The organism is Pseudomonas trivialis (assembly GCF_036864995.1).
GTDB classification, from domain to species: Bacteria; Pseudomonadota; Gammaproteobacteria; order Pseudomonadales; family Pseudomonadaceae; genus Aquipseudomonas; species Aquipseudomonas trivialis.
Genome location: NZ_CP142151.1, coordinates 3,430,780 through 3,456,384, shown reverse-complemented (window position 1 = coordinate 3,456,384; position 25,605 = coordinate 3,430,780). Strand labels below are relative to the sequence as shown.

The 25,605-nt window shown below is 63.3% G+C and carries 23 protein-coding genes and 1 pseudogene; 13 read left to right on the top strand and 11 right to left on the bottom strand.

What is annotated here, in order from left to right; genetic code table 11:
- Window position 1 precedes the first annotated feature (1 nt).
- Complete coding sequence (locus tag VRB54_RS14980) at window positions 2-1,114, bottom strand: 2-aminoethylphosphonate--pyruvate transaminase (protein WP_338477816.1); 1,113 nt, start codon at window positions 1,112-1,114, stop codon at window positions 2-4.
- A 112-nt stretch (window positions 1,115-1,226) separates the two neighbouring features.
- Between VRB54_RS14980 and VRB54_RS14975 the strand changes: the two genes are divergently transcribed.
- A complete protein-coding gene (locus tag VRB54_RS14975; RefSeq protein WP_338477814.1) occupies window positions 1,227-2,084 on the top strand; it encodes a LysR substrate-binding domain-containing protein in 858 nt (285 codons plus the stop codon).
- Between the two features lie 100 nt (window positions 2,085-2,184).
- Complete coding sequence (locus tag VRB54_RS14970) at window positions 2,185-2,892, top strand: YebC/PmpR family DNA-binding transcriptional regulator (RefSeq protein WP_057007583.1); 708 nt, start codon at window positions 2,185-2,187, stop codon at window positions 2,890-2,892.
- A 270-nt stretch (window positions 2,893-3,162) separates the two neighbouring features.
- Here VRB54_RS14970 and VRB54_RS14965 read toward each other — a convergent pair whose 3' ends face one another.
- Together VRB54_RS14965 and zapE are read right to left on the bottom strand one after the other, a co-directional pair.
- Complete coding sequence (locus VRB54_RS14965) at window positions 3,163-4,464, bottom strand: leucine-rich repeat-containing protein kinase family protein (RefSeq protein ID WP_338477813.1); 1,302 nt, start codon at window positions 4,462-4,464, stop codon at window positions 3,163-3,165.
- Between the two features lie 40 nt (window positions 4,465-4,504).
- Window positions 4,505-5,596, bottom strand: a complete 1,092-nt coding sequence (zapE, locus tag VRB54_RS14960; protein WP_338477812.1) for a cell division protein ZapE — start codon at window positions 5,594-5,596, stop codon at window positions 4,505-4,507.
- Window positions 5,597-5,788: 192 nt separating this feature from the next.
- Here zapE and VRB54_RS14955 point away from each other — a divergent pair, with 192 nt between their 5' ends.
- The 7 genes from VRB54_RS14955 to VRB54_RS14925 all read left to right on the top strand — a co-directional run bounded on the left by VRB54_RS14955 (window position 5,789) and on the right by VRB54_RS14925 (window position 12,154).
- Window positions 5,789-6,280 carry a spore coat U domain-containing protein gene (locus VRB54_RS14955; RefSeq protein WP_338481114.1) on the top strand — a complete coding sequence of 164 codons (492 nt, stop codon included), beginning with the start codon at window positions 5,789-5,791 and terminating at the stop codon, window positions 6,278-6,280.
- Window positions 6,274-6,816, top strand: coding sequence for a spore coat U domain-containing protein (locus VRB54_RS14950; protein ID WP_338477811.1), 543 nt, complete (start codon window positions 6,274-6,276; stop codon window positions 6,814-6,816). Before VRB54_RS14955 ends, VRB54_RS14950 begins: the two co-directional genes overlap by 7 nt.
- A gap of 18 nt (window positions 6,817-6,834) precedes the next feature.
- On the top strand, window positions 6,835-7,377 hold the full coding sequence (locus tag VRB54_RS14945) for a Csu type fimbrial protein (protein ID WP_209982974.1): 543 nt from the start codon (window positions 6,835-6,837) through the stop codon (window positions 7,375-7,377).
- A gap of 2 nt (window positions 7,378-7,379) precedes the next feature.
- Complete coding sequence (locus tag VRB54_RS14940; RefSeq protein WP_057007578.1) at window positions 7,380-7,868, top strand: Csu type fimbrial protein; 489 nt, start codon at window positions 7,380-7,382, stop codon at window positions 7,866-7,868.
- Between the two features lie 25 nt (window positions 7,869-7,893).
- Window positions 7,894-8,682: a molecular chaperone gene (locus VRB54_RS14935; RefSeq protein ID WP_338477810.1), complete on the top strand. Its 789-nt coding sequence runs from the start codon at window positions 7,894-7,896 to the stop codon at window positions 8,680-8,682.
- A gap of 111 nt (window positions 8,683-8,793) precedes the next feature.
- On the top strand, window positions 8,794-11,103 hold the full coding sequence (locus tag VRB54_RS14930; RefSeq protein ID WP_338481113.1) for a fimbria/pilus outer membrane usher protein: 2,310 nt from the start codon (window positions 8,794-8,796) through the stop codon (window positions 11,101-11,103).
- Between the two features lie 70 nt (window positions 11,104-11,173).
- Window positions 11,174-12,154 (top strand): spore coat U domain-containing protein, encoded by a 981-nt coding sequence (locus VRB54_RS14925; RefSeq protein WP_338477809.1) that lies wholly within the window; start codon window positions 11,174-11,176, stop codon window positions 12,152-12,154.
- Here the strand turns inward: VRB54_RS14925 and VRB54_RS14920 are convergent.
- Entirely contained in the window at window positions 12,151-12,888 is a 738-nt protein-coding gene (locus VRB54_RS14920; RefSeq protein WP_338477808.1) for an anti-sigma factor, read from the bottom strand. The genes VRB54_RS14925 and VRB54_RS14920 overlap by 4 nt on opposite strands.
- The gene (locus tag VRB54_RS14915) at window positions 12,885-13,391 is read right to left on the bottom strand and encodes a sigma-70 family RNA polymerase sigma factor (RefSeq protein ID WP_338477807.1); all 507 of its coding nucleotides are present in this window, start codon (window positions 13,389-13,391) and stop codon (window positions 12,885-12,887) included. The genes VRB54_RS14920 and VRB54_RS14915 overlap by 4 nt, the downstream gene beginning before the upstream one ends.
- 171 nt (window positions 13,392-13,562) lie before the next feature.
- Here VRB54_RS14915 and VRB54_RS14910 point away from each other — a divergent pair, with 171 nt between their 5' ends.
- Together VRB54_RS14910 and VRB54_RS14905 are read left to right on the top strand one after the other, a co-directional pair.
- A complete protein-coding gene (locus VRB54_RS14910; RefSeq protein WP_338477806.1) occupies window positions 13,563-14,645 on the top strand; it encodes a catalase family peroxidase in 1,083 nt (360 codons plus the stop codon).
- Complete coding sequence (locus tag VRB54_RS14905; protein ID WP_338477805.1) at window positions 14,642-15,196, top strand: cytochrome b; 555 nt, start codon at window positions 14,642-14,644, stop codon at window positions 15,194-15,196. Before VRB54_RS14910 ends, VRB54_RS14905 begins: the two co-directional genes overlap by 4 nt.
- A gap of 222 nt (window positions 15,197-15,418) precedes the next feature.
- Here the strand turns inward: VRB54_RS14905 and VRB54_RS14900 are convergent.
- A pseudogene (locus tag VRB54_RS14900) lies at window positions 15,419-16,569 on the bottom strand (M14 family metallopeptidase).
- A gap of 460 nt (window positions 16,570-17,029) precedes the next feature.
- On the bottom strand, window positions 17,030-17,380 hold the full coding sequence (locus VRB54_RS14895; RefSeq protein ID WP_338477804.1) for a DUF6124 family protein: 351 nt from the start codon (window positions 17,378-17,380) through the stop codon (window positions 17,030-17,032).
- 130 nt (window positions 17,381-17,510) lie between these two features.
- Here VRB54_RS14895 and VRB54_RS14890 point away from each other — a divergent pair, with 130 nt between their 5' ends.
- Window positions 17,511-18,146, top strand: coding sequence for an XRE family transcriptional regulator (locus VRB54_RS14890; RefSeq protein WP_338477803.1), 636 nt, complete (start codon window positions 17,511-17,513; stop codon window positions 18,144-18,146).
- Here VRB54_RS14890 and VRB54_RS14885 read toward each other — a convergent pair.
- Genes VRB54_RS14885 through VRB54_RS14870 form a run of 4 tightly spaced genes read right to left on the bottom strand, consistent with a single transcriptional unit; the run spans window position 18,143 to window position 23,673 of the window.
- Entirely contained in the window at window positions 18,143-20,071 is a 1,929-nt protein-coding gene (locus VRB54_RS14885) for an acetyl/propionyl/methylcrotonyl-CoA carboxylase subunit alpha (protein WP_338477802.1), read from the bottom strand. The two genes, VRB54_RS14890 and VRB54_RS14885, sit on opposite strands and share 4 nt — an antisense overlap.
- Window positions 20,068-20,874 (bottom strand): gamma-carboxygeranoyl-CoA hydratase, encoded by an 807-nt coding sequence (locus tag VRB54_RS14880; protein WP_338477801.1) that lies wholly within the window; start codon window positions 20,872-20,874, stop codon window positions 20,068-20,070. The genes VRB54_RS14885 and VRB54_RS14880 overlap by 4 nt, the downstream gene beginning before the upstream one ends.
- A gap of 16 nt (window positions 20,875-20,890) precedes the next feature.
- Entirely contained in the window at window positions 20,891-22,498 is a 1,608-nt protein-coding gene (locus VRB54_RS14875) for a carboxyl transferase domain-containing protein (RefSeq protein WP_338477800.1), read from the bottom strand.
- 11 nt (window positions 22,499-22,509) lie between these two features.
- Window positions 22,510-23,673 carry an isovaleryl-CoA dehydrogenase gene (locus VRB54_RS14870; protein WP_338477799.1) on the bottom strand — a complete coding sequence of 388 codons (1,164 nt, stop codon included), beginning with the start codon at window positions 23,671-23,673 and terminating at the stop codon, window positions 22,510-22,512.
- Between the two features lie 150 nt (window positions 23,674-23,823).
- Between VRB54_RS14870 and VRB54_RS14865 the strand changes: the two genes are divergently transcribed.
- Window positions 23,824-25,455 carry an AMP-binding protein gene (locus VRB54_RS14865; protein ID WP_338477798.1) on the top strand — a complete coding sequence of 544 codons (1,632 nt, stop codon included), beginning with the start codon at window positions 23,824-23,826 and terminating at the stop codon, window positions 25,453-25,455.
- The last annotated feature ends 150 nt before the right edge of the window (window positions 25,456-25,605 follow it).

The following is a 25,605-nucleotide window of genomic DNA, read 5'->3' as shown; positions in this document are numbered from 1 at the left end:
TTCAAGTCCTGTGGATGCTGTTGTCTAGTAGAAGCGCTTCACCGATCGCGGTGACCGCTGCTTGCATGTGCGCGGGGTTGACATGACCAATGCAGCCGACGCGAAACGTCTCCACCTGGGTCAGTTTGCCGGGGTACAGGATGAAGCCCCGGGCCTTGACCCGTTCGTAGAAATCCTGAAACCGATAGCGCGGGTCTTGCGGGGCGTGGAAGGTGACGATGATCGGCGCCTGGATGGCGGCCGGCAGGAAAGCGCGCAGGCCCAGGGCGGCCATGCCGTCCAGGAGCGCCTGGCAGTTGCTGGCATAGCGCCGGTAACGGGCGGGCAGGCCGCCTTCTTCGTCAAATTGCAGCAGCGCCTCGTGCAGGGCGGCAACCACGTGGGTCGGTGGGGTGAAACGCCACTGGCCGGTGCTGGCCATGTAGCTGTGCTGGTCGAACAGGTCCATCGCCAGGGAGTGACTGTTGCCCTGGGCTGCGGCCAGCGCGGCTTTCTGTGCGAACACAAAGCCCATGCCTGGCACGCCTTCCAGGCATTTGCCCGAGGCTGCGATCAGCGCTTCGAAAGGTATTTCGCGAGCATCGATGGGCAGCGCACCGAACGAGCTCATGGCGTCGATGATCAGCCGCCTGCCGTGGCGCTCAACCACCTGCGCAATCTCTGCCAGCGGGTTGAGGATGCCGGTGCTGGTTTCGCAGTGGACCAGGGCGACATGGCTGATGCGGCTGTCGGCGTGCAGCAGGCGGTCCACATCGGCGGCGGTGGTGGGGGCGTCCTCGGCGGTTTCGAAGGTGCTGAACGTGCGCCCGAGCACTGCGCAGATCTTCGCCAGACGCTTGCCGTAGGCGCCGTTGATCAGCACCAGCACCTTGCCGTCGCGGGGCACCAGCGTGCCGATCGCGGCTTCGACGGCGAAGGTGCCGCTGCCTTGCAGGGGAATGCAATGGTGGCTGTGCGCACCGTTGAGAATCGCCAGCAGCCGGGCGCAGACGCTGGCGGTGAGTTGATTGAAGCGCGCATCCCATGAGCCCCAGTCTTCCAGCATCGCCTGGCGGGTGCGCAGCGAGGTGGTCAGGGGCCCGGGAGTCAGCAGGAGCGGCGCGGCAGTGGTCATTTCAGGTTCTCGCGAGGCGTTGGTGTGAAAGCTACGGCGCCTAAATTGCAGTTTGGCTTGTCATCAATCAAATTGTTTGTTGTTATGCAAGCCATCAGTGAGGCCGATAACAATGAATCTGTTTCAATTGCGTGCGTTTGACGCCGTGGCCCGTGAGGGCAGCTTTACCCGGGCGGCGGCGCGGCTGTTTATCAGCCAGCCGGCGGTGACCGGGCACATCAAGGCGCTGGAAGAGCACTATCAGATTCCGCTGCTGCGCCGCACCGCACGACGGGTGGAATTGACAGAGGAGGGCACGCGCCTGGCGGCGATCACCCGGGCGATCTTCGGCCTGGTGGACGAAGCGCAGACCCTGCTGGAGGCCAATCGCCAACTGCTCAGCGGACGCCTGGAAGTCGCGGCAGACGGCCCGCACCTGGTGATGCCGATGATCGCCAGCCTGCGTGCGCGTTATCCGGGTATCACCGTGAACCTGCGCCTGGGCAATGCCCAGGAAACCCTGGCAGCGTTGTTGGCCGAGCACGCCGATGTGGCCGTGCTCACCGAAGTGGCGCCGCGCAATGGCGTGCACCTGCAACCCTTGAGTGAGTCGCGCATTTGCGCCCTCGTGCCGGCGGCGCATCCGTGGGCGAGCCTGCGCGAAGGTATTGCGCTCAAGCAGTTGCATGATGTGATCATGGTGCTGCGTGAACCTGACTCCATCACCCGGCGCACCTTTGATGGCGCCTGCCGGGCGGCCGATGTGCAGCCCAGGGTGTTGCTGGAACTGGACAGCCGTGAAGCGGTGACCGAAGCGGTCGCGGCCGAACTGGGCGTCGGGGTGGTGTCCTCGATTGAGGTCAGCCCCGACCCGAGGGTGCGCGCGCTGCCGATCCAGGGCGATGGCCTGGTGAACCGGCACCTGCTCGGCTGTCTGCAACGGCGGCGCTCGCAGCGCATGATCCAGGCGCTTTTCGAGTTGGCGCCCTGAGGGTTTTTTGCTGGAAGGAAGTGTGGCTGCGCTATAAACTCTGCCCCCAAAGCGCCGGCCAGTAGACGTTTCGGCGCCATGGACAGTTAGAGAGTGAGTCATGGGCGCACAGTGGAAAGTCAAACATAAAGAAGCGGCATCCAATGCCAAGGGCAAGATCTTCGGCAAGCTGGTGAAGGAAATCACCATTGCCGCGCGCAACGGCGCCGACACCGCCACCAACGCCCACCTGCGTCTGGTGGTGGAACAGGCCAAAAAGGCCTCGATGCCCAAGGAAACCCTGGAACGCGCTATCAAGAAGGGCGCCGGTCTGCTCGGTGAAACCGTGCAATACCACCGCGTGACCTACGAAGGGTTTGCCCCGCATCAGGTGCCGTTGATCGTCGAATGCGTCACCGACAACATCAACCGCACCGTGGCGGAAATCCGCGTGGCGTTCCGCAAGGGCCAACTGGGCGCATCCGGCTCGGTGGCCTGGGACTTCAACCATGTCGGCCTGATCGAAGCCTCGCCGGACAGCCCGGACGCCGATCCCGAGATGGCTGCCATCGAAGCCGGTGCCCAGGACTTCGAAGAGGGTGAAGAAGAAGGCACCAGCCTGTTCATCACCGAGACCACCGACCTGGACGCCGTGCAGAAAGCGCTGCCTGAGCAGGGCTTCACCGTGCTGTCGGCCAAGCTGGGCTATATCGCCAAGAATCCGGTGACCGGGTTGAGCGATGAGCAGATGGCCGAGGTCGAAGCGTTCCTCGAAGGCCTGGATAACCACGACGATGTGCAGGACATGTTTGTCGGCCTGGCAGGCTGATAACTGTAAAAGCGCAGACCCAATTTGGGAGGGGCCTTGCCCCCTCTTATCAAACACAAAGTAACTTATTGATTTTAAAACCTGAAGTTTCAGGCCGCCACATTCCTGTGGTGAGCGGGCTTTGTGGCGAGCGGGCTTGCCCCGCGTTGGGCTGCGCAGCGGCCCCAAAACCATGTTCTGCGTAGTGTCGGGCACACCGCGTTTTCTTTGATTGGGGGCGCTTCGCACCCCAACGCGGGGCGAGCCCGCTCGCCACAGAGGCGCAGTTGTTTAGCGGTGTTGGAGGGAATCGAGCAGGGCTTCGATGTCTTCGAAGCCCGGCCGCGCCAGCACATCGGGCTGACAGCAGTTTTTGTGCAGTGCCAGCAGTTCGTCGCTCACCTGCCCGTCAACCCGCTCCAGCAATTCCCCCAGCAACACGCCGAACGCTCGCACTTCAATCCTCTGCAAGGCCCGGGTCTCCAGCGTGTCGGCCTTGGCGTGGAACGACGCGGCACCAAAGTCCCCCAGCAGGCACTCCCCGGCTTCATTCCACAGAATATTGTGGCCGTACAGGTCGCCATGGGTGATGCCGTGCCGGTGCAGGTGCGCGGCCACCGAGGCGATTCCGCGTGCCATGCGCAGTGCCACGTCGAGACTGAACCGGGTGGCGGGCGCGTAGATGTCGCGGGTGCAGGACGCCAGGCTCGGCAGGGCAGCGAGGTTGCGGTAGCTCGGCTCGATCAGGTCCATCACCAGCGCAGCCTGTTCATCGGGGTGGCCGACCACGCGGCCCCGTACCTTGATCAGGTTGGGGTGCAGGCCCGCGGCGATGCAGGCCTGCATTTCGTGCAACGGTGAGCCGTCGCTGGTGATCGTGCCTTTGTAGAGTTTCACCGCCACCGGCAGCGCCTGGGGTGTCCACAGCGCCTGGCGAATGATCCCCGAGGCGCCTTCACCCAGCACGTCGCCCAGTTGCAGTTCGGTCCAGGGAATGTTCGGCGTCGCGTCCTCGCTTGCGAGGTCGGCTGCCATTTCCACCGGATTGCCGGCGTAGGCCAGCCAGGTCAGGCTGGGCAGCGTCAGCAGCCAGCGTGGCAGGTGGGTCAGGCGATTGGCGGCGATGCGGATCAATTCGAGGTTCTGACAGTTGGCCAGGCTCTCGGGCAATTGCGCCAGCCGGTTGCCGGCCAGCATCAGTTTTTGCAGCAGCGGTCGCTGGCCGAGCTCGTCGGGCAACTGGCTGATGCGGTTGTCGGTGAGGATCAGCCAGCGCAATTGCGGTGGCAACGCGGCCGCCGGTACATGGCTGATCTGGTTGGCCTTGAAGCCGATCATGCTCAACGTCGTGCAGTGGCCCAGGCTTGCCGGCAGCTCGGTAAACGCGTTGTCCGAACAGAACAGCACGCGCAGGCGCGTCAGCCGGTGCAGATCGTCGGGCAGGCTGCTCAGGGCGTTGCCCGTGAGGTTGAGGATTTCCAGGGTGTCGGCCAGTTCGAAGATTTCCCGGGGGAATTCGGTCAGCCCGCAGGACAGGTCCAGGCGCGTGGCACCGGCCAATTGGCCGGCCTTGAGTTGGGCGAGGGTATTCATGAACGGCGCGGTCACTCGGCAAGGGGGCGTAAAAAGGCGCTCATGATAGCGGCTCGGGCGCAGGTTGCGGGCAGGTCTGTTGCAATTGCCCAAGACGGCTGGCGGTACGCGCGAGGTCGATGGCCTGGCCGCTCATGGCCTGCGCCAGTGATTGCTCACCGATCAGCATCAGCTGTTTGTCACGGTCGTAAAGCACGTCCACCAGATTGATAAAGCGCTGTTGCACGGCAATCGGGCAGTCGGCGAGGTGGGGCAGGCCATCGATGATCCAGTGATCATAGTCCTGGCACAGCAGCAGGTAGTCCATCACGGCGGTGAGTTGTTCGCACAGGTCGGCGAACGTGAAGGCGATGGTGCGCGCCTGATGGCCGCGACACTTCAACTGCCGGTTACCCACCGTCAGGCTGTGCTCGGCGGCGTCCGGCCCGGGCAGGCCAAGCGCCTCGCGTTGCGCCGGCGTGCCCGGCCACACGTAGTGCCCGCTGGTAAAACGTTGTTGGGCGTGGGCCTGGGGCAGGCTGCGAAAGTCCTCGGGTGAACTGACTTCCAGCACCTCCATGCGCGCGGCGATCAGGTCGATCACCGGCTTGAAGCGCTCATGGTACAGCGGGTTGGGCAGCAGGCCTTCGGGCGCATAGTTGGACGTCACCAGCACCAGCACGCCACGCTGGAACAGCGCCTTGAACAGCCGGCTGATCAGCATGGCATCGCCGATATCGTGCACATGGAACTCGTCGAAACACAGCACCCGGCAGCCGGCCAGTAATTCATCCAGGGTCACGGCAAGGGCGTCGTCCTGCGCGCTGTGCCGGAACATGCCCTGGTGCAGGCGGGTGAAAAATTCATGGAAGTGCACGCGCTGTTTCTCGGCCAGCGGCAACGCCTGGAAAAAGCCGTCGAGCAACCAGCTCTTGCCGCGCCCCACCGGACCGTGCAGATACAGGCTGCGGGTAGGACGGCCGGCGAGCAGATGCGCGGTCTCGCGGTCCATGGCGGCAATCGCCCGGGTCTGGCCGGCACTGAGGGTGTAGCCCTGCTGCGCGGCTTTTGTCTGAAAGAACATCGCAATGGATACGTCGGTGCGGGTGTCGGTTTTTTTACCGAGCAGGCGACGAATCAGGGAACCGGCCAATACAAGTCACTCCAGGGTGCGGTGGTGGCCTACTTTAGGCGACCGGTGCGGTCTCGAAAAGCCACGATCCAGGCTAAATCCTGCCTCGACTGGCAGATTCTGCCTGAGTGACTACCCTCATATGCAGGTGTCACCCGCGCATAAGGATTTGGTGCTGTGAAGGGACGAGCGGTATTGGCAATCATGGGCGCAATGCTCTGCAACACGGTTTATGCAGCGCAACTTCAGGTTGTGGTGCGTATCGACGTGCAGCGCGGTTGCCAGTTGGTAGGCACCACGCGCAGTGCCGGTGTGGAGCAGCTTGGCGTGCTGGATTTTGGCAGCGGCCCGCGGTTGGACGACCCGGCCGGGCCGTTGAGTGCGGCGCTGATCAGCCAGCGCCAGCTGCGCCTGGAGTGCAACCCCGACACGCCGTATCAGATGCGCGTAGACGGCGGCCTGCACGGTGGCACTGGCGAAGTGCGCTATCTGGGCAATGCCACCTCTTCGAGCAAACCCATTCCCTATCGTATTTATGCGGATGCCGCGCGGCTGATCCCGTTGCCGGTGAACGTGCCGGTCAGCGGCCGCGTGCCAGAGAGCGGCTCGGTCGACCTGCCGCTCTACGGCCGCATCGAACCGCTCAAGGACATTCCCGCCGTCGGCCGTTACACCGACCTGCTCAAGGTGACGGTCACATGGTAGGCCGGCGTTTGACCCTGATGGCCATGGGCGGCCTGTGGTTGCTGGCGCCGGATGCCCGGGCGGCGGTGGCCAGCGGCTTTATCCAGGCGCGCATGGTGATCACCGCCAGTTGCGAGGTGAGCAAAGGCACGGACGTGGCCCCCGTCAGCCCGACCGGCGGCACCGCCATGCTGGATTTCGGCAGCCAGGGGCCCACCTGGAGCAACCCGTTGGCGGCCGGCATGTCGGCCGGCGATAACGCGCCGTTGATGGTTTCCTGCAACCCGACGGTCGCCAGTTTCACCGTGACCATCGACGGCGGCACCAATGCCGTCGGCACCACTCGGCGCCTGAGCAACGGGCGCCAGACAATCGCTTATCACCTGATGGCCGACCCTCTTGGGCGCATTCCGTACAGCATCGGCGAGCAGCGCAGTTTCGTCGCCAGCAATGGCACGCAAATGACCATCCCGGTGTGGGGCGCCGTGGTGGCCAATACCACCGCCCTCCCGGCAGGAACCTACACCGACACATTGACCGTGACACTGGATTGGTAAACCCAAAGGATGACTCTCATGCACCCACTTGTATCGCGAATCGGCGTCTGCGCCCTGGGCCTTGCGATGGCCTCCAGCCTGAATGCGGCGACCACTGTCACCGGGCAGATCACCTCCAGCCTGACGTTGATCGCCAGCTGTCAGGTCAACGGCTCCGGTGCCGCAACCGGGCTGAATTTCGGTGCCTTGAACTTCGGCACCATCAACAGCCTGTTCACCAATGCCGACGCCCAGCTGCTGGGCGGCACCGGCACCGGCGGGGCCTTGTCGATCCTGTGTTCGGCTGGCACCACGCCGGCGGTGAAGGTGCGCGCCGGCGCCCATGACGGCGCATCGCCGGGCGGCACCCGCGCCCTGGCCGACGGCGCCGGCAACTTTGTGCCGTACGACTTCTACACCGACAGCGGACACTCCGCGCTGCTGGCGATTGACGGTGTGGTGACCCTGGCCGCCAGCACCGGTGTAGCGCAAACCGTTGCGCTGTATGGTCGGGCCGTCGGCAAACCAGGGTTGCCGGCGGGCACCTACACGGACACGGTGGCCGTTGAACTGACGTTCTGACCATGTGGCGCACAGCGTTGCTGGCCTTCGGGCTGGCGCTGCCGTTGCCGTTGTCGGCGGTTACCAACCAGAGCTTCCAAGTGAGCGCGACCATTACGCCGGGCTGCCTGATCGTGGGCGGTGGGGTCAATTACGGTTCGCTGAACTACGGCAGCTATTCCGCCCTGGCCACCAGCACCGTGACAGCGGCCATGACCGGTGGCATCACCCTGCAATGCACGCCGGGGGTGGCACTGAGCGTGAGCGTCGACGGCGGGCTGCACAGCACCAGCGGGCGCAATCTCAAGCACAGCAGCGGCAGTGCCCAGGTGGGTTACCAGTTATTTCGGGATGCCGCATTCAGCCAGAGCCTGGGCGTGAGCCAGAGCGTCAGCGTGAGCTACAGCGATGCAAACAACATCCGTCTGCCGATCTACGGGCGGGTGGTACTGCCGGGCAATCAGCCGAATGGGACGTACAGCGACACGTTGCAGGTGCAGCTGTCTTGGTAGGAATTTGAGTATGAGGAGTGGTTTTATGCGTTCACCTTCCCGGCGCTTGTGCGCCGTGGGTATTGCCTTGCTTGCCGCGAGCGTGAGTGGGCTTGTGCAGGCTGCAAGCTCAGTGCTGATCTGGCCGATTGACCCGGTGCTTGAGGCCGATCAGCAGGCCAGCGCACTGTGGCTGGAAAACCGTGGCACCGAGACCGCCAACCTGCAGGTGCGCGTGTTTGCCTGGAGTCAGCAGAACTTCGACGAGCAGTACCAGAACCAGCGCGATGTAATCGGCAGCCCGCCGGTGGCAAGGATCGAGCCCGGCCAGAAGCAACTGGTGCGCCTGACCCGCACTAAGGAAGTACCGCCCGGGCAGGAGCAGGCCTACCGCATCATCATCGATGAAATTCCCTCCGCGCTGCAGGTGCCCGCGCCACCGGAAGGCAAGAACACCGCAGCGGCGATTCGCTTCCAGATGCGCTATTCGGTGCCGTTGTTCGCCTACGGCGCGGGCTTGTGGAGCAAGGAGGACGCGACCCGCCAGCGTGACCCCAAGGGCGCCGGCAAGCCTGACCTGAGCTGGCACAAGGTCAATGTGGCCGGGCGCAGCTATGTCGAAGTGCGTAACCAGGGCGCCGTGCACGCACGGCTCACCGACGCGTCCTTCAAGCAGAACGGGCAGACCCGGCCACTGGTCGATGGCCTGCTCGGCTATGTGCTGCCCGGCGCGACCATGCGCTGGCCGGTGCCGGATGCTGTGTCGGCCGACCAGCCGTTGCAGGTACGGATCAATGGCGCGCCACAACTGGAGAGCCTGGCGCCCAAGCGGTAAGCGTGATGCAGTGGAACCGGCCGTTACCCGGGTGTTAACAGGATGGAGATGTCCATTGAAGGACACAACGCCATGGTGAGCTGTGGTCAGACTCGCAGCATATGGCTGTCGATGGCCGTGGCTGGCGGGCTGTGGGGCGCAGCGGTGGCGGGTGAGCTGCCGCCGCCGCCGAGCAGCATGGAGGCTGTCGCCGATGCTCAATTGTTTCTGCAGTTGGTGGTCAACCAGATGGACACCGGACGCGTGATCGCGGTGGAGCAGCGTGCCGGGCAGCTTTTCGTGCCCGCCGGCTCATTGCAGGAGGTGGGCATGACCCTGCCCGGTGACTTCGGGGCCAGCGTGGCCCTGGACACGGTGCCCGGCCTGCACAGCGACTACGACAGCACCGGCCAGCGCCTGCTGCTGGATGTGCCGCCGTCCTGGCTGCAGGAGCAGTTCATCGGCAACCGCAGCACCTACCCACGCACCCAGGCCATGAGCAGCTTCGGTGCGTTGCTCAACTACGATGTCTATTTCAACGATACCGATGAAGGCGGCAGCTATCTGGCCGCCTGGAACGAGGTGCGGCTGTTCGACAACTGGGGCACCTTGTCCACCACCGGGCAGTTTCGTCAGACCCTGGCCGGCGGCATCAGCGACAGCACACTCAATAACGGTTACCGGCTTTACGACACCACCTGGCGCTTTTCCGATGATGAGCGCTTGCTCACCTACGAGGCGGGCGATGTGGTCAGCGGCTCGCTGCCCTGGAGCAGTTCGGTGCGCCTGGGCGGGGTGCAACTGTCACGGGACTTTGCGGTGCGCCCGGACCTGGTCACCTATCCCTTGCCGCAGTTTGCCGGGGAGGCGGCGGTGCCGTCGTCGGTGGATCTGTTTATCAACGGATACAAATCCGAAAGCGCACTGCTGCAACCCGGGCCCTACACCCTCACCAACATTCCGTTCATCAATGGCGCCGGTGAAGCCGTGGTGGTTACCACCGATGCACTGGGCCGGCAGGTGTCGACCACGGTGCCGTTCTACGTCACCAGCACGCTGCTGCAACAGGGCCTGAGCGACTTCTCGGTAGCCGCCGGCACCTTGCGTCGCGATTATGCCCTGCGCGATTTCGGCTACGGGGCGGGCGTGGCCAGCGGCACCTTTCGCTATGGCTACTCCGACAATGTGACCCTGGAAAGCCATGCCGAAGCGTCCAGCAACCTTACCCTTGGCGGGCTTGGCGGCAACCTGCGCCTGGGCAACTTCGGCGTGCTCAATACCGCCATCAGTGAAAGCCGGTTCGACGGCCGCAGCGGCCAGCAACTGAGCCTGGGTTACCAGTACAACAGCACGCGCTACAGCCTGTCGTACCAACGGGTCGAGCGCCGCGACGAGTATGCCGACCTGACCCTGGTCGACACGCCCTACGCCAGCCTCAGCAAGCGCAGCGAGCAGGTCACCCTGAGCCTCAATCTGCAGCGTTTCGGCAGCCTGGGCGTGGGCTATTTCGATGTGCAGGCGGCGGACGATTCGCGCACGCGGCTGCTCAACCTGAGCTGGAGCAAACCGCTGTGGCGCAACACCAGCTTTTACCTGTCGGCCAACCGCGAGATCGGCGACAGCAACTGGGCCATGCAGGCGCAACTGGTGATTCCGTTCGACCTCAATGGCAGCCTGGCGGTAAGCACCGAGCGCAGCAAGGACGGCGCCAGTCGCCAGCGCCTCAACTACAGCAGCGCAGTGCCCAGCGAAGGCGGTGTTGGCTACAACCTCGGGTATGCCCAGGGCGATGGCCCGACCTATCGCCAGGCCGACCTGACCTGGCGCTTGCAGTCGGTGCAATTGCAGGCCGGCGTGTACGGCAGCAGCGATGCCGAAACGCGCTGGGCGGACGCCAGCGGCTCACTCGTCTGGATGGGCGGCAACGTGTTTGCCGCCAACCGCATCAACGACGCGTTTGTGGTGGTGAGTACTCAGGGGTTTGCCGGGATTCCGGTGCGCTACGAGAACCAGTTGGTCGGCCAGACCGATCGGCATGGCCACCTGCTGGTGCCGTGGAGCAGTGCGTATTACCGCGCCAAATACGAGATCGATCCGCTGAACCTGCCGCCCAATATCCAGAGCCAGAATGTCGAGCAGCGGGTGTCGGTGCGTCGGGGCAGCGGCTACCTGCTGGAGTTTCCATTGCGACGGGTACTTGCCGCGAGCATCACCCTGGTGGACCGCCAGCATCAGGAATTGCCGCTGGGCAGCCTGGTGGTGCATGAGCAGAGCAACACCCAGGCGGTGGTGGGCTGGGATGGCCTGGTCTACCTGGAAAACCTCAGCGCCCATAACACGCTGCAGGTCACCCTGGGCGAAGGCCAGAGCTGCCAGGCCACATTCGACATGGACGAGCAACAACAGGACGTGCCGCTGATCGGGCCGTTGGTGTGCCAATGAACGCGCCATTTTCTTTGTTGAAAGAGCTGTTGTGGCAAGCGGGCTTGCCACAGGGACAGGAACGGGGAGTATGCGGGTGAGGGGCAAGGGATGGCTGTTGGGGCTGGGGCTGCTGTGTTCGGGCCAGGCGATGGCGGCGTGTTCGGTGGCGGCCAGTGTGCCGGCCAGCTTCGGCTCGATCAGTTCGATGACGGTACGCACGGCTGCGCAGGCCAGTTCCACCACCAGCGCCGGGTTGACTTGCACCTCGGCGTTGATTTCGCTGCTGGTGCCGTCTGACCATTTTTACGCCACCATCACCTCGGCCAGCACCGGCATGGTCGGGCCAACCGGTGATGTGATCGGCTACACGATCTATGGCACCAATACCGCGAGCTTTCCGATTGCACGCAACACCCAGTTCGATTTTGGCGGCACGGGCGGCATCGCCCAGCTTATCGGGCTGATCGCAGGGCCTGGCGCGAAAACCGTGCCGCTGTACATGGGCACTATCACCGGCAGCAACGTCGCCGCCGGCCTGTACAGCGAGACACTGAACATCGCCTGGAACTGGAACTATTGCTCGGGGGTGGGCCTTGGCGGCATCTGCCTGGGCCGCGATATCGGTAACGGCACAGCCACCCTGACCGTCAGCATGACAGTGACCAACGACTGCCAGATCACTGCGCCGAATATCCTCTTTGGCAGTGCACCGGTGGTCAGTGGGTTCACTGCGGTAACCGGGCAGACCATCAACATCGCCTGCACCAAGGGCAGCGCCTATACCGTCGGGCTCAGTGACGGGCAGAACCCGGTGAGTGTCGGCGGGCGGCGGCGGATGGTTTCCGGCACCAACTACCTGGCCTACGATATTTTCAAAAGTGCCGGCACCACGCGCTGGGGCAGTGTCGGCGCGGCGCGGCGGGCCAGTTCGACGGCCGAGGTCAACCCGGGCAATGGGCTGGGTATCGGCAGCCAGGTGTACAACTACAACGCCAGGATCTACACCGACCAGACCACGCCGCCGGCCGGCGTCTATGTGGACAACGTGGTGCTCGACGTCGGCTTCTAGAACTTCAGCAGCGGCGTGCCGGGCTGGCCCACCGGGCTGACCATCGCATAGTTGTAGCCGTCACCGGACCAGTACTCGGCCTGCAGACCGTCGGCGCTGCGACTGCCACGGGGCAGGAAGCCGTTTCCCGGGCCCGGCGGGCGAATGTAAAAGCTGATGCGTCGGCCCTGCGGGTCTTCGTACAGCACCATGGCGGCCGCGCCTTGCTCGGTGGTGAGCAGGCGCCCGCTGACCGGCCTGAAACCCGCCTGGCTCAGGTCGGGCAAGCGATGGGCCTGGTTGAAGTAGCGGTCGAGCCAGGCTTGCATTGTGTCGCTGTCCTGGGTGTTGTAGTCGGCGGGCATGATGCCGTCCTGGGCAAACAGGCGGTAGGCCTGCATCGCATCGGTCATTGGCAGCGTCGGCGGATGGGTGGCTTCACGGGCGTGCCAGCCGCCCAGCCCGCCGAGGCTGACGGCGATCAGCAGCACGGCGGCGGTGGCCAGGTGCCGACGCGACCGGTGCCGGATGCGCTGGCGAATCAGTGCCGGGTCCAACTGTGGGTTGGCAGGTGTTTGCAGGGCGCCGCTCAACGAGGCGCGCAGCAATTGCGCATCCTGTTGCCAGGCATGCACCTGGGCCGCCACCTCCGGGTGGCCGGCCAGCCAGGTTTCCATCGTGCGGCGATCATTCTCCAGCAGTTGATGATCGACGTAGGCATGTAAATCGCGTTCGCTGGGGGGCAGGCTGATCATTTGAGTATCCGCAGGGAAGGGCTGGCAATTTCGCCATCGCTGAGTTGGCGCAGGGCCTGGCGGGCGCGAGACAGGCGTGACATCACGGTGCCAAGGGGCACCTGGAGTATGTCGGCGACTTCCTTGTAGCTCAGGCCTTCGACCGACACCCACAACAGCAGGGCGCGCTGCTCGGTGTTGAGTTTATCGAAGGCTTGCAGGGTGGATTGGGCCATCACCGTGCGCTCTACCGACGGCTGCGCGTCGTCGCGTCCGGTGAAGAATTCGAGCATGCGCGCGTAGCGTCGGCTGCGACGGTGGGCGTCGAGAAACTGGCGATAGAGAATCGAGAACAGCCAGGCGCGCAGGTCACCTTCGACGCGTTTGTCGGCCCAGCTAATGATCGCTCGCTCGAGTGTCGACTGCACCAGGTCGTCGGCGCTGCTGGCGTTACGGGTCAGGGACACGGCAAAACGCCGCAGCCTGGGGATGAGTTCACGTAGCGGTTCGTCGAGTGCATGCATGGGCGTCTGGCTGTCCACTACGCTTGGACTTGAGAGACGTCCGGCGTTGAAGGTTATTCCCCCCGCGCTGAAAAAATAAATCCAGCGCCGGGGAATAGGGTGGATCGGCATTCGTCTCAATGCTCCGACCTTATGTTTCATCCCTAAGGCCATTGGCCCTGGAGTTCCTTCATGGTAGATCACTCATCACCGCCGCGTCCTCCTTTGAGCACGGCGAGCCTGATCGCACGGCTCGCCGGTATCGGCGCTGTGGTTGCGGTTGTAGCCGGGGCGTTTGCCTACGTCAACGGCACACTCGACCCACAACGCTTGCGTCCCAAGACCCTGGTCAACGCGCTGGAAACCAACAACGGTGTGCATCCGGGTTTTCGACGCAACCATGCCAAAGGCGTGTGCGTGGCGGGATATTTCGAGAGCAGCGCCGAGGCACGCGCGTACTCCCGCGCGCAGGTGTTCAGCGAGGCGAGGACGCCGGTGATCGGCCGGTTCGCCTTGCCCAGCGGCAACCCCTACGCGCCGGACAGCAGTGTGCCGATCCGCAGTTTTGCCGTGCAGTTCAGCCAGGCCAACGGCCAGCAATGGCGCACGGGCATGAACAGCATGCCGGTGTTCCCGGTGGGCACGCCCGAGGCGTTCTACCAGATGCTCAAGGCCGGTGCGCCCGACCCGGCCACCGGCAAGCCGAACCCGGCGAACATGCCGGCGTTTTTTGCCGCGCACCCTGAGACGGCGGCGTTTCTGGCGTGGGTCAAGACAGCGAAGCCTTCTGCCAGTTATGCCACCGAGTCCTATAACGGCATCAACGCGTTTTACCTGGTGAATACCGAGGGCAAGCGCCAGGCCGTACGGTGGGGCGTGGTGCCGCAGAGTCAGGATGCAGCGGGCGATGTCGCACCGTCGGGCAGCGACTTTCTGGAAAAGGACCTGGTGCAGCGCCTGACTGCCGGGCCGCTACGGTGGCAACTGAACATGACCCTGGCTAACCCCGGTGATCCGGTGGACGACGCAAGCAAGGCCTGGAGTGGTGAACACAAGGTGCTGAACGCCGGCACGCTGGTGCTGCAAGGCAGCCAGCCGCAGGCGGATGGCGATTGCCGTGACATCAACTTCGACCCGCTGATCTTGCCGAGCGGTATTGAAGCCTCCAGTGACCCATTGTTGGCTGCGCGTTCGGCGGCTTATGCCAGTTCGTATCTGCGCCGCGCCGGTGAAGTCAGCCCGCTGCACAGTGCCCCGCAGGAGTCGAAACCATGAGTGCTCAACCACGTTTTTTTGCTCCGCTGGCGCGCCTTCTGCATTGGGTGATGGCGCTGATGATCATTGCCATGCTGTTTATCGGTGCAGGGCTTGCGGCATCGGTATCGGAACGGCATGAGTGGCTGCTGCACCTGCACAAGCCGCTGGGCATCGCGATTCTGGCGTTGGTTATTGTGCGGTTGGTGGTGCGCTTTTCTACGCGTCAACCGCCGCTGCCGGCTGATTTGCCGCTGTGGCAGGTGCTGGCGGCCAAGGCGTCTCATCTGCTGCTGTATGGGTTGATGCTGGTGTTGCCATTGCTTGGCTGGGCGATGATTTCAGCGGCCGGGGACCCGGTGATGCTCAGCAGTTCGGTGCAGTTGCCGGCCCTGGTGGCAGCGAATGCGCCGTTGTTTGCGCTGTTGCGCAGGGCCCATGGGTTTTTGGCGTATGTGCTGTTTTTTACCGTGTTGGCGCACCTGGCGGCGGCGCTGTTTCACGGGTGGATTCGGCGCGATGGGGTGTTGCAGAGTATGACAGGGCGAAATGCTGGAGCAGATGAGCGCTAACTGCGGGAGGCTCCTAGCGCGGTCGCGCAGCAAACTGGAGCCTCTGTGGCGAGCGGGCTTGCCCCGCGTTGGGGCGCGCAGCGCCCCCAGTCAATGAAAACGCGGTGTACCTGACACTGCCCGGAGCAAGGTTTTAGGGCAGCTGCGCAGCCCAACGCTGGGCAAGCCCACTCGCCACCGGAGTGTGGCTGCCTGAAATGTCAGGTGCACCCTGTAAATGGATCAGCGCAGGCTCGTGGCGATATCCGCCACGGTACTCAACACATCCTTGCCCAGTTGCCTGGAGCGATCCCCTGACCAGCCGGTTTTGGGGTTGGGAGCATCGTCGTTGTCCTTGAACGGCATCTCCAGGGTCAGCGACAGGCAATCGTACTTCTGACCACGGCGTTGCAGGCCAGGGTCATGTTGGCTTCGCCCGGCAGGTCGCGGGTGTAGCCGTGAGTGGTCTGGAAGTCGCGGGTCAAGGCACTGAGGTGGCTGCGAAAGTGTTTTTCCAGCGCTTCGATGCGCGGCGTGTAGCCTGGGTTGCCTTCGCAGCCGGCGGTGAACACGTAGGGGATTTCTTCGTCGCCGTGGATATCGAGGAACAGGTCCACGCCGTACTTTTCCATCTGTTGCTGCACGAACAGCACTTCGGGGCTCATTTCCTGGCTGGCGCTCTGCCAGGCGCGGTTGAGGTCCTGGCCCATGGCGTTTGTGCGCAGGTGGCCGTGGAAGGCGCCATCGGGGTTCATGTTGGGCACCAGGTACAGGTCGGCGACCGCCAGCAGCTTCTTCAGCTCGGTATCGCCATCGCGTTGCAGACGTTCAATAACCCCTTCCATGAACCATTGCGCCATGTGCTCGCCCGGGTGTTGCTGCGCAATGATCCACACTTTGAGCCGGCCTTCGCTGCCTTTGCCGCGCCGCAGCAACTGGATATTGCGGCCTTCGACACTTTTACCGGTGGCCAGCAGTTGGGTACCGGCGTGTTTCAGGGCCTGGTCGATCAGCCAATCGTGGCGCTCACGGCTGTAGGGTTCGAAGTAGGCGAACCAGGCATGTTTCTCGCGGGTTTGGAGGCTGATGTGCAGCGTCTCGCCGTCAAAGCGCGTGGGTACGCGGAACCAGTTGACGTGATCGTACGAGGCCACGGCGTTGTAGCCGCTCCATGCATTTTTATACGAGGAATAGCTCGCGTTGCTCAGGCGAAAGGTGTGGGTGTGGCCCACGTGCATGCCTTCGGCTTTGAAGTGGAACCACTGGAAGTGCTGGCTGCGGGTATCGGGTTTGATCGCCAGCAGCAACTGATAGGCATCGCTGGCATCCAGGACCTGGATGTTGCCGCTGTCGAAGTCGGTGCTGATCTTGATGGAGGTCAAGGCCACGGTCATAGTCTGGTTGCCTGAATATGAGTTGTGGCGGCTATATTACACAGAGGTCGGGCAAAATCTTGATGCAAAATTGTTGCAGGGGAGGGGCCATACTTCTTGATCCGGCGGCAGCTTTAAAGCGGTGAGATTGATTCTCAGGCGCTGTTTCTCGAAGATCCCGTCCAGAGCGGTTGGGCGGCTTTCATTGGGCAATGGTCTTTTGCTACCATGCGCGCCATCAAGCAACACACAGTCTTCATTAGCCTGAAGCCACGCCAGGGAAACTGGCAAAAAAAAGACCCGGCCAAAGAGCCGGGTCAAAAACCGTGATTAGCCTGATGAGGAGATATTCCAAGAGTCCGACCTAAGGTCTCTTGGTCTATCGACTGATCTCGCGATCAGCTGAGCCCAATAATAATCATTATCATTTGCAAGTCAAATGTTTTTATCCACGAGATAGAAATATTTTTGCTTCGCGTCCTCACACGTTTGCCTGGGCCTGCGGCCGCAGCAACGATCGCTCCACCATCGCCTTCGCCATATCGATCAGATACACCACTGAAAACGCCAGGTCGCGCTGATTGCCCTGATGGTTGCTCGCAGATTCGTAAGCCGTGGCGGCCGCACTGCGCAGCAGGTCGGAGGCGTGCACCAGGGCTTCTTCGTGGCTGATGCCGGGTTTGATGTGAAAGAAGGTGTCGTCTGCCCTGGAGTCGGACATATCCGCTTTCAAGTAATAGTCCAATGCACGTTGGGCGGCGCCGCTGGTGTGCATGTCGAGTGCTTCGTCAGTGGAAGGTGTTTCGAGCGGCAGAAACGGGGTGGTCGTCATCGTCGGCGATACTCTGATGGGGGGCGAAATCCTTGAGATTGATAATAGTACGTATCGTATTTATGTCGTTTCGTGGATTACTACAAACTGTTTATTGCCCTGAAAAATACGCAACGTATTGTCACGCACCATGGATAAATGGATAGCCTTGGTCCGGGCCAACATGAAAGACCGCAAAGTCACCCAGGATGAACTGGCCGAACGCCTGGGCATGTCCCAGGGCGGTGTGGGCCATTGGCTCAACAAACGCCGGGTGCCCAGTCTTGCAGACATGAACCGGGTGCTGGCGGAACTGGGGCTGGGCTCTCTGGAGGTGGCGCTGGAGATTCGTGAGCGGGTCGATGAAGAGCGACCACTGGAACACCACTACAACCCGTATTTCCGCTATCCGGTCAGCGACTGGAGCGGGCTGTGTGAAGTGCGCGAAGAACGTGCACCCTACGGCCCCGAGCGCTTTGAACTCACGGACTATCACGCGGGCGGCGAAGCCTTCTGGCTCCCCGTAACCGGCGACGCCATGACCGCCCCCACAGGGCTCAGCGTCAGCGCAGGCATGCTGATCCTGGTCGACCCTTCCATCGACGCCGTTCCCGGCAAGCTGGTCGTTGCGCAATGGGACGACAGCCCCCGGGCCACCTTTCGCCAATTGCAGGAAGAAAGCGGCCAGTTGTACCTGGTGCCGCTCAATCCCACTTACCCGAAGCTGCTGTTCACCGACGATTGCCGCATCCTCGGTGTTGTCGTGCAAGCCACCGCGAGGTTCTAGTCGGCCATTTCCAGCTCCACCAGTGCACTGCCTTCAGCCACCATCTCGCCCTCTTGGCAAAACAGCGCCTTGACCATTCCGGCCTGGGGCGCGCGAATGCTGTGTTCCATTTTCATTGCTTCGAGCACCACCAGTTGCGTGCCGGCTTCGACGTGCTGACCAACCTCCACCAGCACCCGCACGATGCTGCCGTTCATGGGCGCAGTGAGACCGCCCTGTTGCGATTGGCCTGCCTCGACCGCCGCAATCGGGTCAAACAGGCTGACCGCCTGCATCTCGCCGTCCCAGCGCAGGTATAAGGTGCTTTCATGACGCACCGCCAGATGCGCGCGGCGTATGCCCTGATCGTCGATCAGCAACTGCTCACCGTGCATCTTGTGCGCAGCGCCGGCAGCCAATGTCATCATCCGATCCTGCCCATTGCAGCTCAAGTGCAGCGAAACCTGCGGCGGCAGCCCCGCGCGAAAGCCCCGGGTATCCGCCCAAGGCCCTTCACCGCGCGGCAGACTCTGCATGAAAGCCGAACCTGCCGCCTGCCAGAACCCGTCGCTCAACGCCCCCTCCGCCGGCAGCAACTGCGCCTGATAACGCGGAATGAACCCGGTATCGAGTTCGGCCGTCGCAAACGCCGGATGGCCGATGATGCGTCGCAGAAAACCCAGATTGGTCTTGAGCCCACCCACAGCGAACTCGTCGAGCATGGCCAGCAGACGCAGGCGCGCCTGTTCGCGGTCCTCGCCCCAGGCAATCAGCTTGCCCAGCATCGGATCGTAGAACGGCGAGACCCTGTCACCTTGCTCCACGCCGCTGTCCACGCGACGTCCAGGGCCCGGCTCGCACTCGCGGTACAGCGCCAGGTGCCCGGTGGCAGGCAGAAAATCATGGGTCGGATCCTCGGCATACAGCCGCACCTCAATCGCGTGGCCACTCAACGGCACTTGCGCCTGAGTGATCGGCAGGGCCTCGCCCTGGGCCACGCGAATCTGCCAGGCCACCAGATCAAGGCCGGTAATCGCTTCGGTCACCGGATGCTCCACCTGCAGCCGGGTATTCATCTCCATGAAGAAAAATTCGCCACGTGCATCCAGCAAAAATTCCACCGTGCCCGCGCCCACATAACCAATCGCCTGCGCCGCGCGCACTGCCGCTTCGCCCATGGCCTTGCGCTGTTCAACACTCAGCCCCGGCGCCGGGGCTTCTTCCACCACCTTTTGATGACGCCGCTGGATCGAGCAATCGCGCTCATTGAGGTACAGGCAGTGGCCGTGCCCATCGGCGAACACCTGGATTTCCACATGACGCGGCTTGAGCAGGTATTTCTCCACCAGCATCTGCCCGTTGCCGAACGAGGACACTGCCTCACGCTGGGCTGAAGCCAGGGCTTCGGCCAACTGGCTGACGTCTTCGACCACCTTCATGCCCTTGCCGCCGCCGCCGGCAGTCGCTTTCAGCAGCACGGGATAGCCGATGCGCGCGCAGGCGTCGCGAAAGGTGTCCAGGTCCTGGGCCTTGCCGTGATAACCCGGTACCAATGGCACCCCGGCGGTTTCCATCAACGTCTTGGCCGCCGACTTGCTGCCCATGGCATCAATGGCCGAGGCGGGCGGGCCGAGGAAGATCAGGCCGGCAGCCTCGATGGCGCGGGCAAACGCTGCGTTTTCCGAGAGAAAGCCATAGCCCGGATGAATCGCCTGGGCGCCACTGGCCTTGGCGGCGGCGATGATCTTGTCGATTTGCAGGTAACTGTCGGCGGCCTTGCTGCCGCCCAGGTCGACGCGAATGTCCGCCTCGCGACTGTGCCGTGCATCGCGGTCGATGGCGCTGTGCACGGCCACGGTGGTCAGCCCCATCGCTTTGGCGGTGCGCATGATCCGGCAGGCAATTTCGCCACGGTTGGCGACCAGCAGGGTGGTAAGTGGTCTCATGGGCGTGGCTCCCGGGACTGCCATACAGGCGCGCGTTTTTGCAGGAATGCACGCAAGCCTTCCTGGCCTTCGGCGCTGACGCGAATACGCGCGATGGCGTTTTCGCAATAGCGCCGCAGGGCTGGCGTGAGGGCGCCGTGGCCCACTTCACGCAGCAGGTCCTTGCTGGCGCGCATGGCGGCCGGGCTGTTCTGCAGCAGGTTGCTCACCCATGCGTCCACTTGCTGCTCCAGCGTGTCGACCGGATAACTCTCCGCCAGCAGGCCGATTTCCCGCGCACGCTGGCCGCCAAATCGCTCGGCCGTCAGAGCATAGCGGCGGGCCGCGCGCTCGCCGATGGCCTGCACCACGAACGGGCTGATCACCGCCGGTGCCAGACCGATGCGCACTTCCGACAGGCAGAACTGCGCATCATCGGCGCCGATTGCCATGTCGCAGCAACTGATCAAACCCAGCGCCCCCCCATAGGCGGCGCCTTGCACCACGGCCAGGGTGGGGATTTTCAGCTTGGCCAGGTTGTACATCAGCTCCGCCAGTTCGCGCGCGTCGTCCAGGTTGGTGTGGTAGTCCAGCTCGGCCGACTGCTGCATCCAGGCCAGGTCAGCCCCTGCGCTGAAGTGCCTGCCGCGTCCGCGCACCACCAGAAAGCGCAGGGAAGGGTCGCTCTGCACATGGTCCAGGGCGAGGATCAATTCGCGGATCATCTCGGCGTTGAACGCGTTGTTCTTGGCTTCACGACTGAGCCATAACGTGGCAAAGCCACGGCTATCGGTGATCAGTTCGAGGGTGTTGAAATCGTTCATGGGGGACAAGCTCCATTTACATGCGGAACACGCCGAAGCGGCTCGGCTCGATGGGGGCGTTCAGTGCGGCGGACAGTGCCAGGGCGAGTACCTCGCGGGTCTGCACCGGGTCGATGACGCCGTCGTCCCACAGGCGGGCGCTGGAGTAATAGGGATGGCCCTGGGTTTCATACTGGTCGAGGATCGGCTGCTTGATCGCGGCTTCATCCTCGGCGCTGAAGGCAGTGCCGGCGCGTTCGGCCTGTTCGCGCTTGACCTGCACCAGCACACCGGCCGCCTGCTCGGCACCCATCACGCCGATGCGCGCGTTGGGCCACATCCATAAAAAACGCGGGTCATAGGCGCGCCCGCACATGCCGTAGTTGCCGGCCCCGAAGCTGCCGCCGATGATCACGGTAAATTTCGGCACCCTGGCGCAGGCCACCGCCGTGACCAGCTTGGCGCCGTGCTTGGCGATGCCGCCGGCTTCATACTTCTGCCCGACCATGAAGCCGGTGATGTTCTGCAGGAACAGCAGGGGAATTCCGCGCTGGCAGGCCAGCTCGATAAAGTGCGCACCTTTTTGCGCGGCTTCAGCGAACAGGATGCCGTTGTTGGCGAGGATCGCAATCGGGTAACCGTGCAAGTGCGCGAAGCCGCAAACCAGCGTTGTACCAAACAGCGCCTTGAATTCATCGAATACCGACGCATCCACCAGCCGCGCGATCACCTCGCGCACATCGAATGGTTGCTTGGCCTCGGCCGGGATCACCCCGTAGAGTTCTTCTGCGCTGTACAGCGGCGCTACCGGCGGGCGCTGGCGCAACTCGCCCAGCTTGCGCCAGTTGAGGTTGGCCACGCTGCGGCGGGCCAGGGCCAGGGCGTGTTCGTCGCTGTCGGCGTAGTGGTCGGCCACGCCGGAGATTTTGCAGTGTACATCGGCGCCGCCCAGGTCCTCGGCGCTGACCACTTCGCCGGTCGCCGCTTTGACCAACGGCGGGCCAGCCAGGAAGATCGTGGCCTGCTGGCGCACCATGATCGCCTCGTCGGCCATGGCCGGCACATAGGCACCGCCGGCGGTGCACGAGCCCATCACCACGGCGATCTGCGGGATGCCCTGGGCGCTCATGTTGGCCTGGTTGAAGAAGATCCGCCCGAAGTGCTCGCGGTCCGGGAACACCTCATCCTGGCGCGGCAGGTTGGCGCCGCCGGAGTCCACCAGGTAGATGCACGGCAGGCGGTTCTGCTCGGCGATGGTCTGCGCGCGCAGGTGTTTTTTTACCGTCAGCGGGTAGTAGGAGCCGCCTTTGACCGTGGCATCGTTGGCGACAATCATGCATTCCACGCCCTCGACGCGGCCAATCCCGGCAATCACCCCGGCGGCCGGCACGTCTTCGCCATACACCTGATGGGCGGCCAGTTGGCTGAGTTCGAGGAACGGCGAGCCCGGATCGAGCAGACGATTGATGCGTTCGCGCGGCAGCAGTTTGCCGCGCGAGGTATGCCGCTCCTGGGCCTTGAAGCCGCCCCCTTGTTGCACCTGGGCGAGGAGGGCATGCAGGGCGTCGACCTGCTGACGCATAGCCGCGTTGTTGGCGGAAAATTCCGCCGAGCGTGGGTTGAGTTGGGTGTGCAAGGTGGCCATGGCGCGCTCCTTCAGCGGGTTTCGTTGAACAGTTCGCGACCGATCAACATGCGCCGAATCTCACTGGTGCCCGCGCCGATTTCATACAGCTTGGCATCACGCAGCAGGCGCCCGGCGGGGAATTCGTTGATGTAACCATTGCCGCCCAGAATCTGGATCGCGTCGAGTGCCATCTGCGTGGCGCGCTCGGCGCTATAGAGGATCACCCCGGCGGCGTCCTTGCGCGTGGTCTCGCCGCGCTCGCAGGCCTGCGCCACGGCGTAGAGGTAGGCGCGGCTGGCGTTGAGCTGGGTGTACATGTCGGCGACCTTGCCCTGGATCAGCTGGAATTCGCCGATGCTCTGGCCGAACTGCTTGCGGTCGTGGATGTAGGGCACGATCAGGTCCATGCAGGCCTGCATGATCCCGGTGGGCCCGCCGACCAGCACCACGCGTTCGTAGTCCAGCCCGCTCATCAGCACTTTCACGCCGCCGTTGAGGATGCCGAGGATGTTTTCTACGGGCACTTCGACGTCGTCGAAAAACAGCTCGCAGGTGTTGGAGCCGCGCATGCCCAGCTTGTCGAATTTGTTGCTGCGGCTGAAGCCTTTCCAGTCGCGCTCGACGATGAATGCTGTGATGCCGTGGGCGCCCCTTTCCAGGTCGGTCTTGGCGTAGATCACGTAGGTGCTGGCATCGGGGCCGTTAGTGATCCAGGTCTTGCTGCCATTGAGCACGTAGCAGTCGCCGCGTTTGTCGGCGCGCAGTTTCATCGAGACCACATCGGAGCCGGCGTTGGGCTCGCTCATGGCGAGGGCACCGATGTGCTCGCCGCTGATCAGTTTGGGCAGGTACTTGAGCTTCTGTTCATGATTGCCGTTGCGGTTGATCTGGTTGACGCACAGATTGGAGTGCGCACCGTAGGACAGCGCCACCGAGGCCGAGCCGCGGCTGATCTCTTCCATGCTCACTACATGGGCCAGGTAACCCAGGCCGGCGCCGCCGTATTCTTCCGACACGGTGATGCCGAGCAGGCCCATGTCACCGAACTTGCGCCACAGGTCGGCGGGGAACAGGTTGTCGATGTCGATCTGCGCGGCGCGTGGCGCGATTTCCTTGGCCACGAAGGACTGCACCTGGTCGCGCAGCATGTCGATGGTTTCGCCGAGGGCGAAGTTCAGAGACGGGTAACTCATGGACAGGCACCTTACTGTGAGCTTTGTTGTTGTGTGGGTCGAGTGCCTGGGAGGGCCGTGACCTTTACGTTAACGTAAGCTTGCGTTAAGGCGCTGTCAATCGTAGTTTACGTTTACGTCAACCTACAAAAAACACAACAGGGGATGCTGATGGATCAACCGAACCAGAGCTACAGCCGTGGCGCCCAGGACAAGGCGCTGCTGGCGATGACCATCGGCCAGGCCTTCGATCAGACTGCCGCACGCTATCCTGAGGGCGAGGCGCTGGTGGTACGCCATCAGCGGCGCCGCTTCACCTGGAGGCAACTGGCTGAAACGGTCGACCTGCACGCCCGCGCTTTCCTGGCTCTGGGCATGCAAGCTGGCGACCGCCTCGGTATCTGGGCGCCCAACTGCGCCGAGTGGTGCATCACCCAGATCGCCAGCGCCAAGCTCGGGGTGATCCTGGTCAACATCAACCCGGCCTATCGCAGCAGCGAACTGGACTACGTGCTCAGGCAATCCGGCTGCCAATGGCTGGTGTGCGCAGGCGCGTTCAAGACGTCCGATTACCACGCCATGCTGCAGGCGCTCGCGCCCGACCTGCGTGCCATCGTCAGCCTTGACCCCAGCCCGCCCGAGGGGTTCGTGCCCTGGGCACAACTGGCGAGCATGGGGGCGGACATTCCTCATGAACAATTGCAGCAGCGCCAGGCCAGCCTGCACTTCGATCAACCCGTGAACATCCAGTATACCTCCGGCACCACCGGCTTCCCCAAGGGCGCCACCCTCAGTCACCACAATATTCTCAACAACGGCTACATGGTCGGCGAAAGCCTGGGCCTCACCGCGCAGGATCGCCTGGTGATCCCGGTGCCGCTGTACCACTGCTTCGGCATGGTGATGGGTAACCTGGGCTGCATCACCCATGGCACCACCATGATCTACCCCAATGATGGCTTCGATCCGTTGCTCACCCTGACCGCCGTCGCCGAGGAGCGCGCCACGGGCCTGTACGGCGTGCCGACGATGTTCATTGCCATGCTCGATCATCCGCGCGGCGAGCTGGACCTCACCAGCCTGCGCACCGGGATCATGGCCGGCGCCACCTGTCCCATCGAAGTGATGCGCCGGGTCATCAGCGAGCTGCACATGGGCGAAGTGCAGATTGCCTACGGCATGACCGAAACCAGCCCGGTGTCGTTGCAGACCGGCCCGGATGACGACCTGGAGCGACGCGTCACCACCGTCGGGCGCACCCAGCCGCACCTGGAAAACATAATCATCGACACCGCCGGTAACACCGTGGCACGTGGCAAGATCGGCGAACTGTGCACCCGTGGCTACAGCGTGATGCTCGGCTACTGGAACAACCCCGAGGGCACCCGCCAAACGATCGACGCGGCGGGCTGGCTGCACACCGGCGACCTTGCGACCATGGACCCGCACGGTTACGTGTGCATTGCCGGGCGCAACAAGGACATGATCATTCGTGGCGGCGAGAACGTGTACCCGCGCGAGCTGGAGGAATTTTTCTTCACTCACCCGGCGGTGGCCGACGTGCAGGTCATCGGCATTCCCGACGAGCGCTACGGCGAAGAAATCGTCGCCTGGATCAAATGCCATCCTGGCCATGCTGTCGACGCGCTTGAGCTGCACACCTGGTGCAAGGGCCGCATCGCCCATTTCAAGACGCCCAGGCACTTCAAATTCGTGGATGAGTTTCCGATGACGGTAACGGGCAAGGTGCAGAAATTCCGCATGCGCGAGATCTCGCTTCAAGAGCTGCGAACGCAGTCCTGACCGCCACGCAAAATCCCTCGTGGAAGCAGGCTTGTTGTGGCGAGCGGGCTTGCCCCGCGTTGGGCTGCGAAGCAGCCCCCAATCAAGTAGAGCTCGGTATATCTGACACTACACAGAGCCTGGTTTTGGGGCTGCTTCGCACCCCAACGC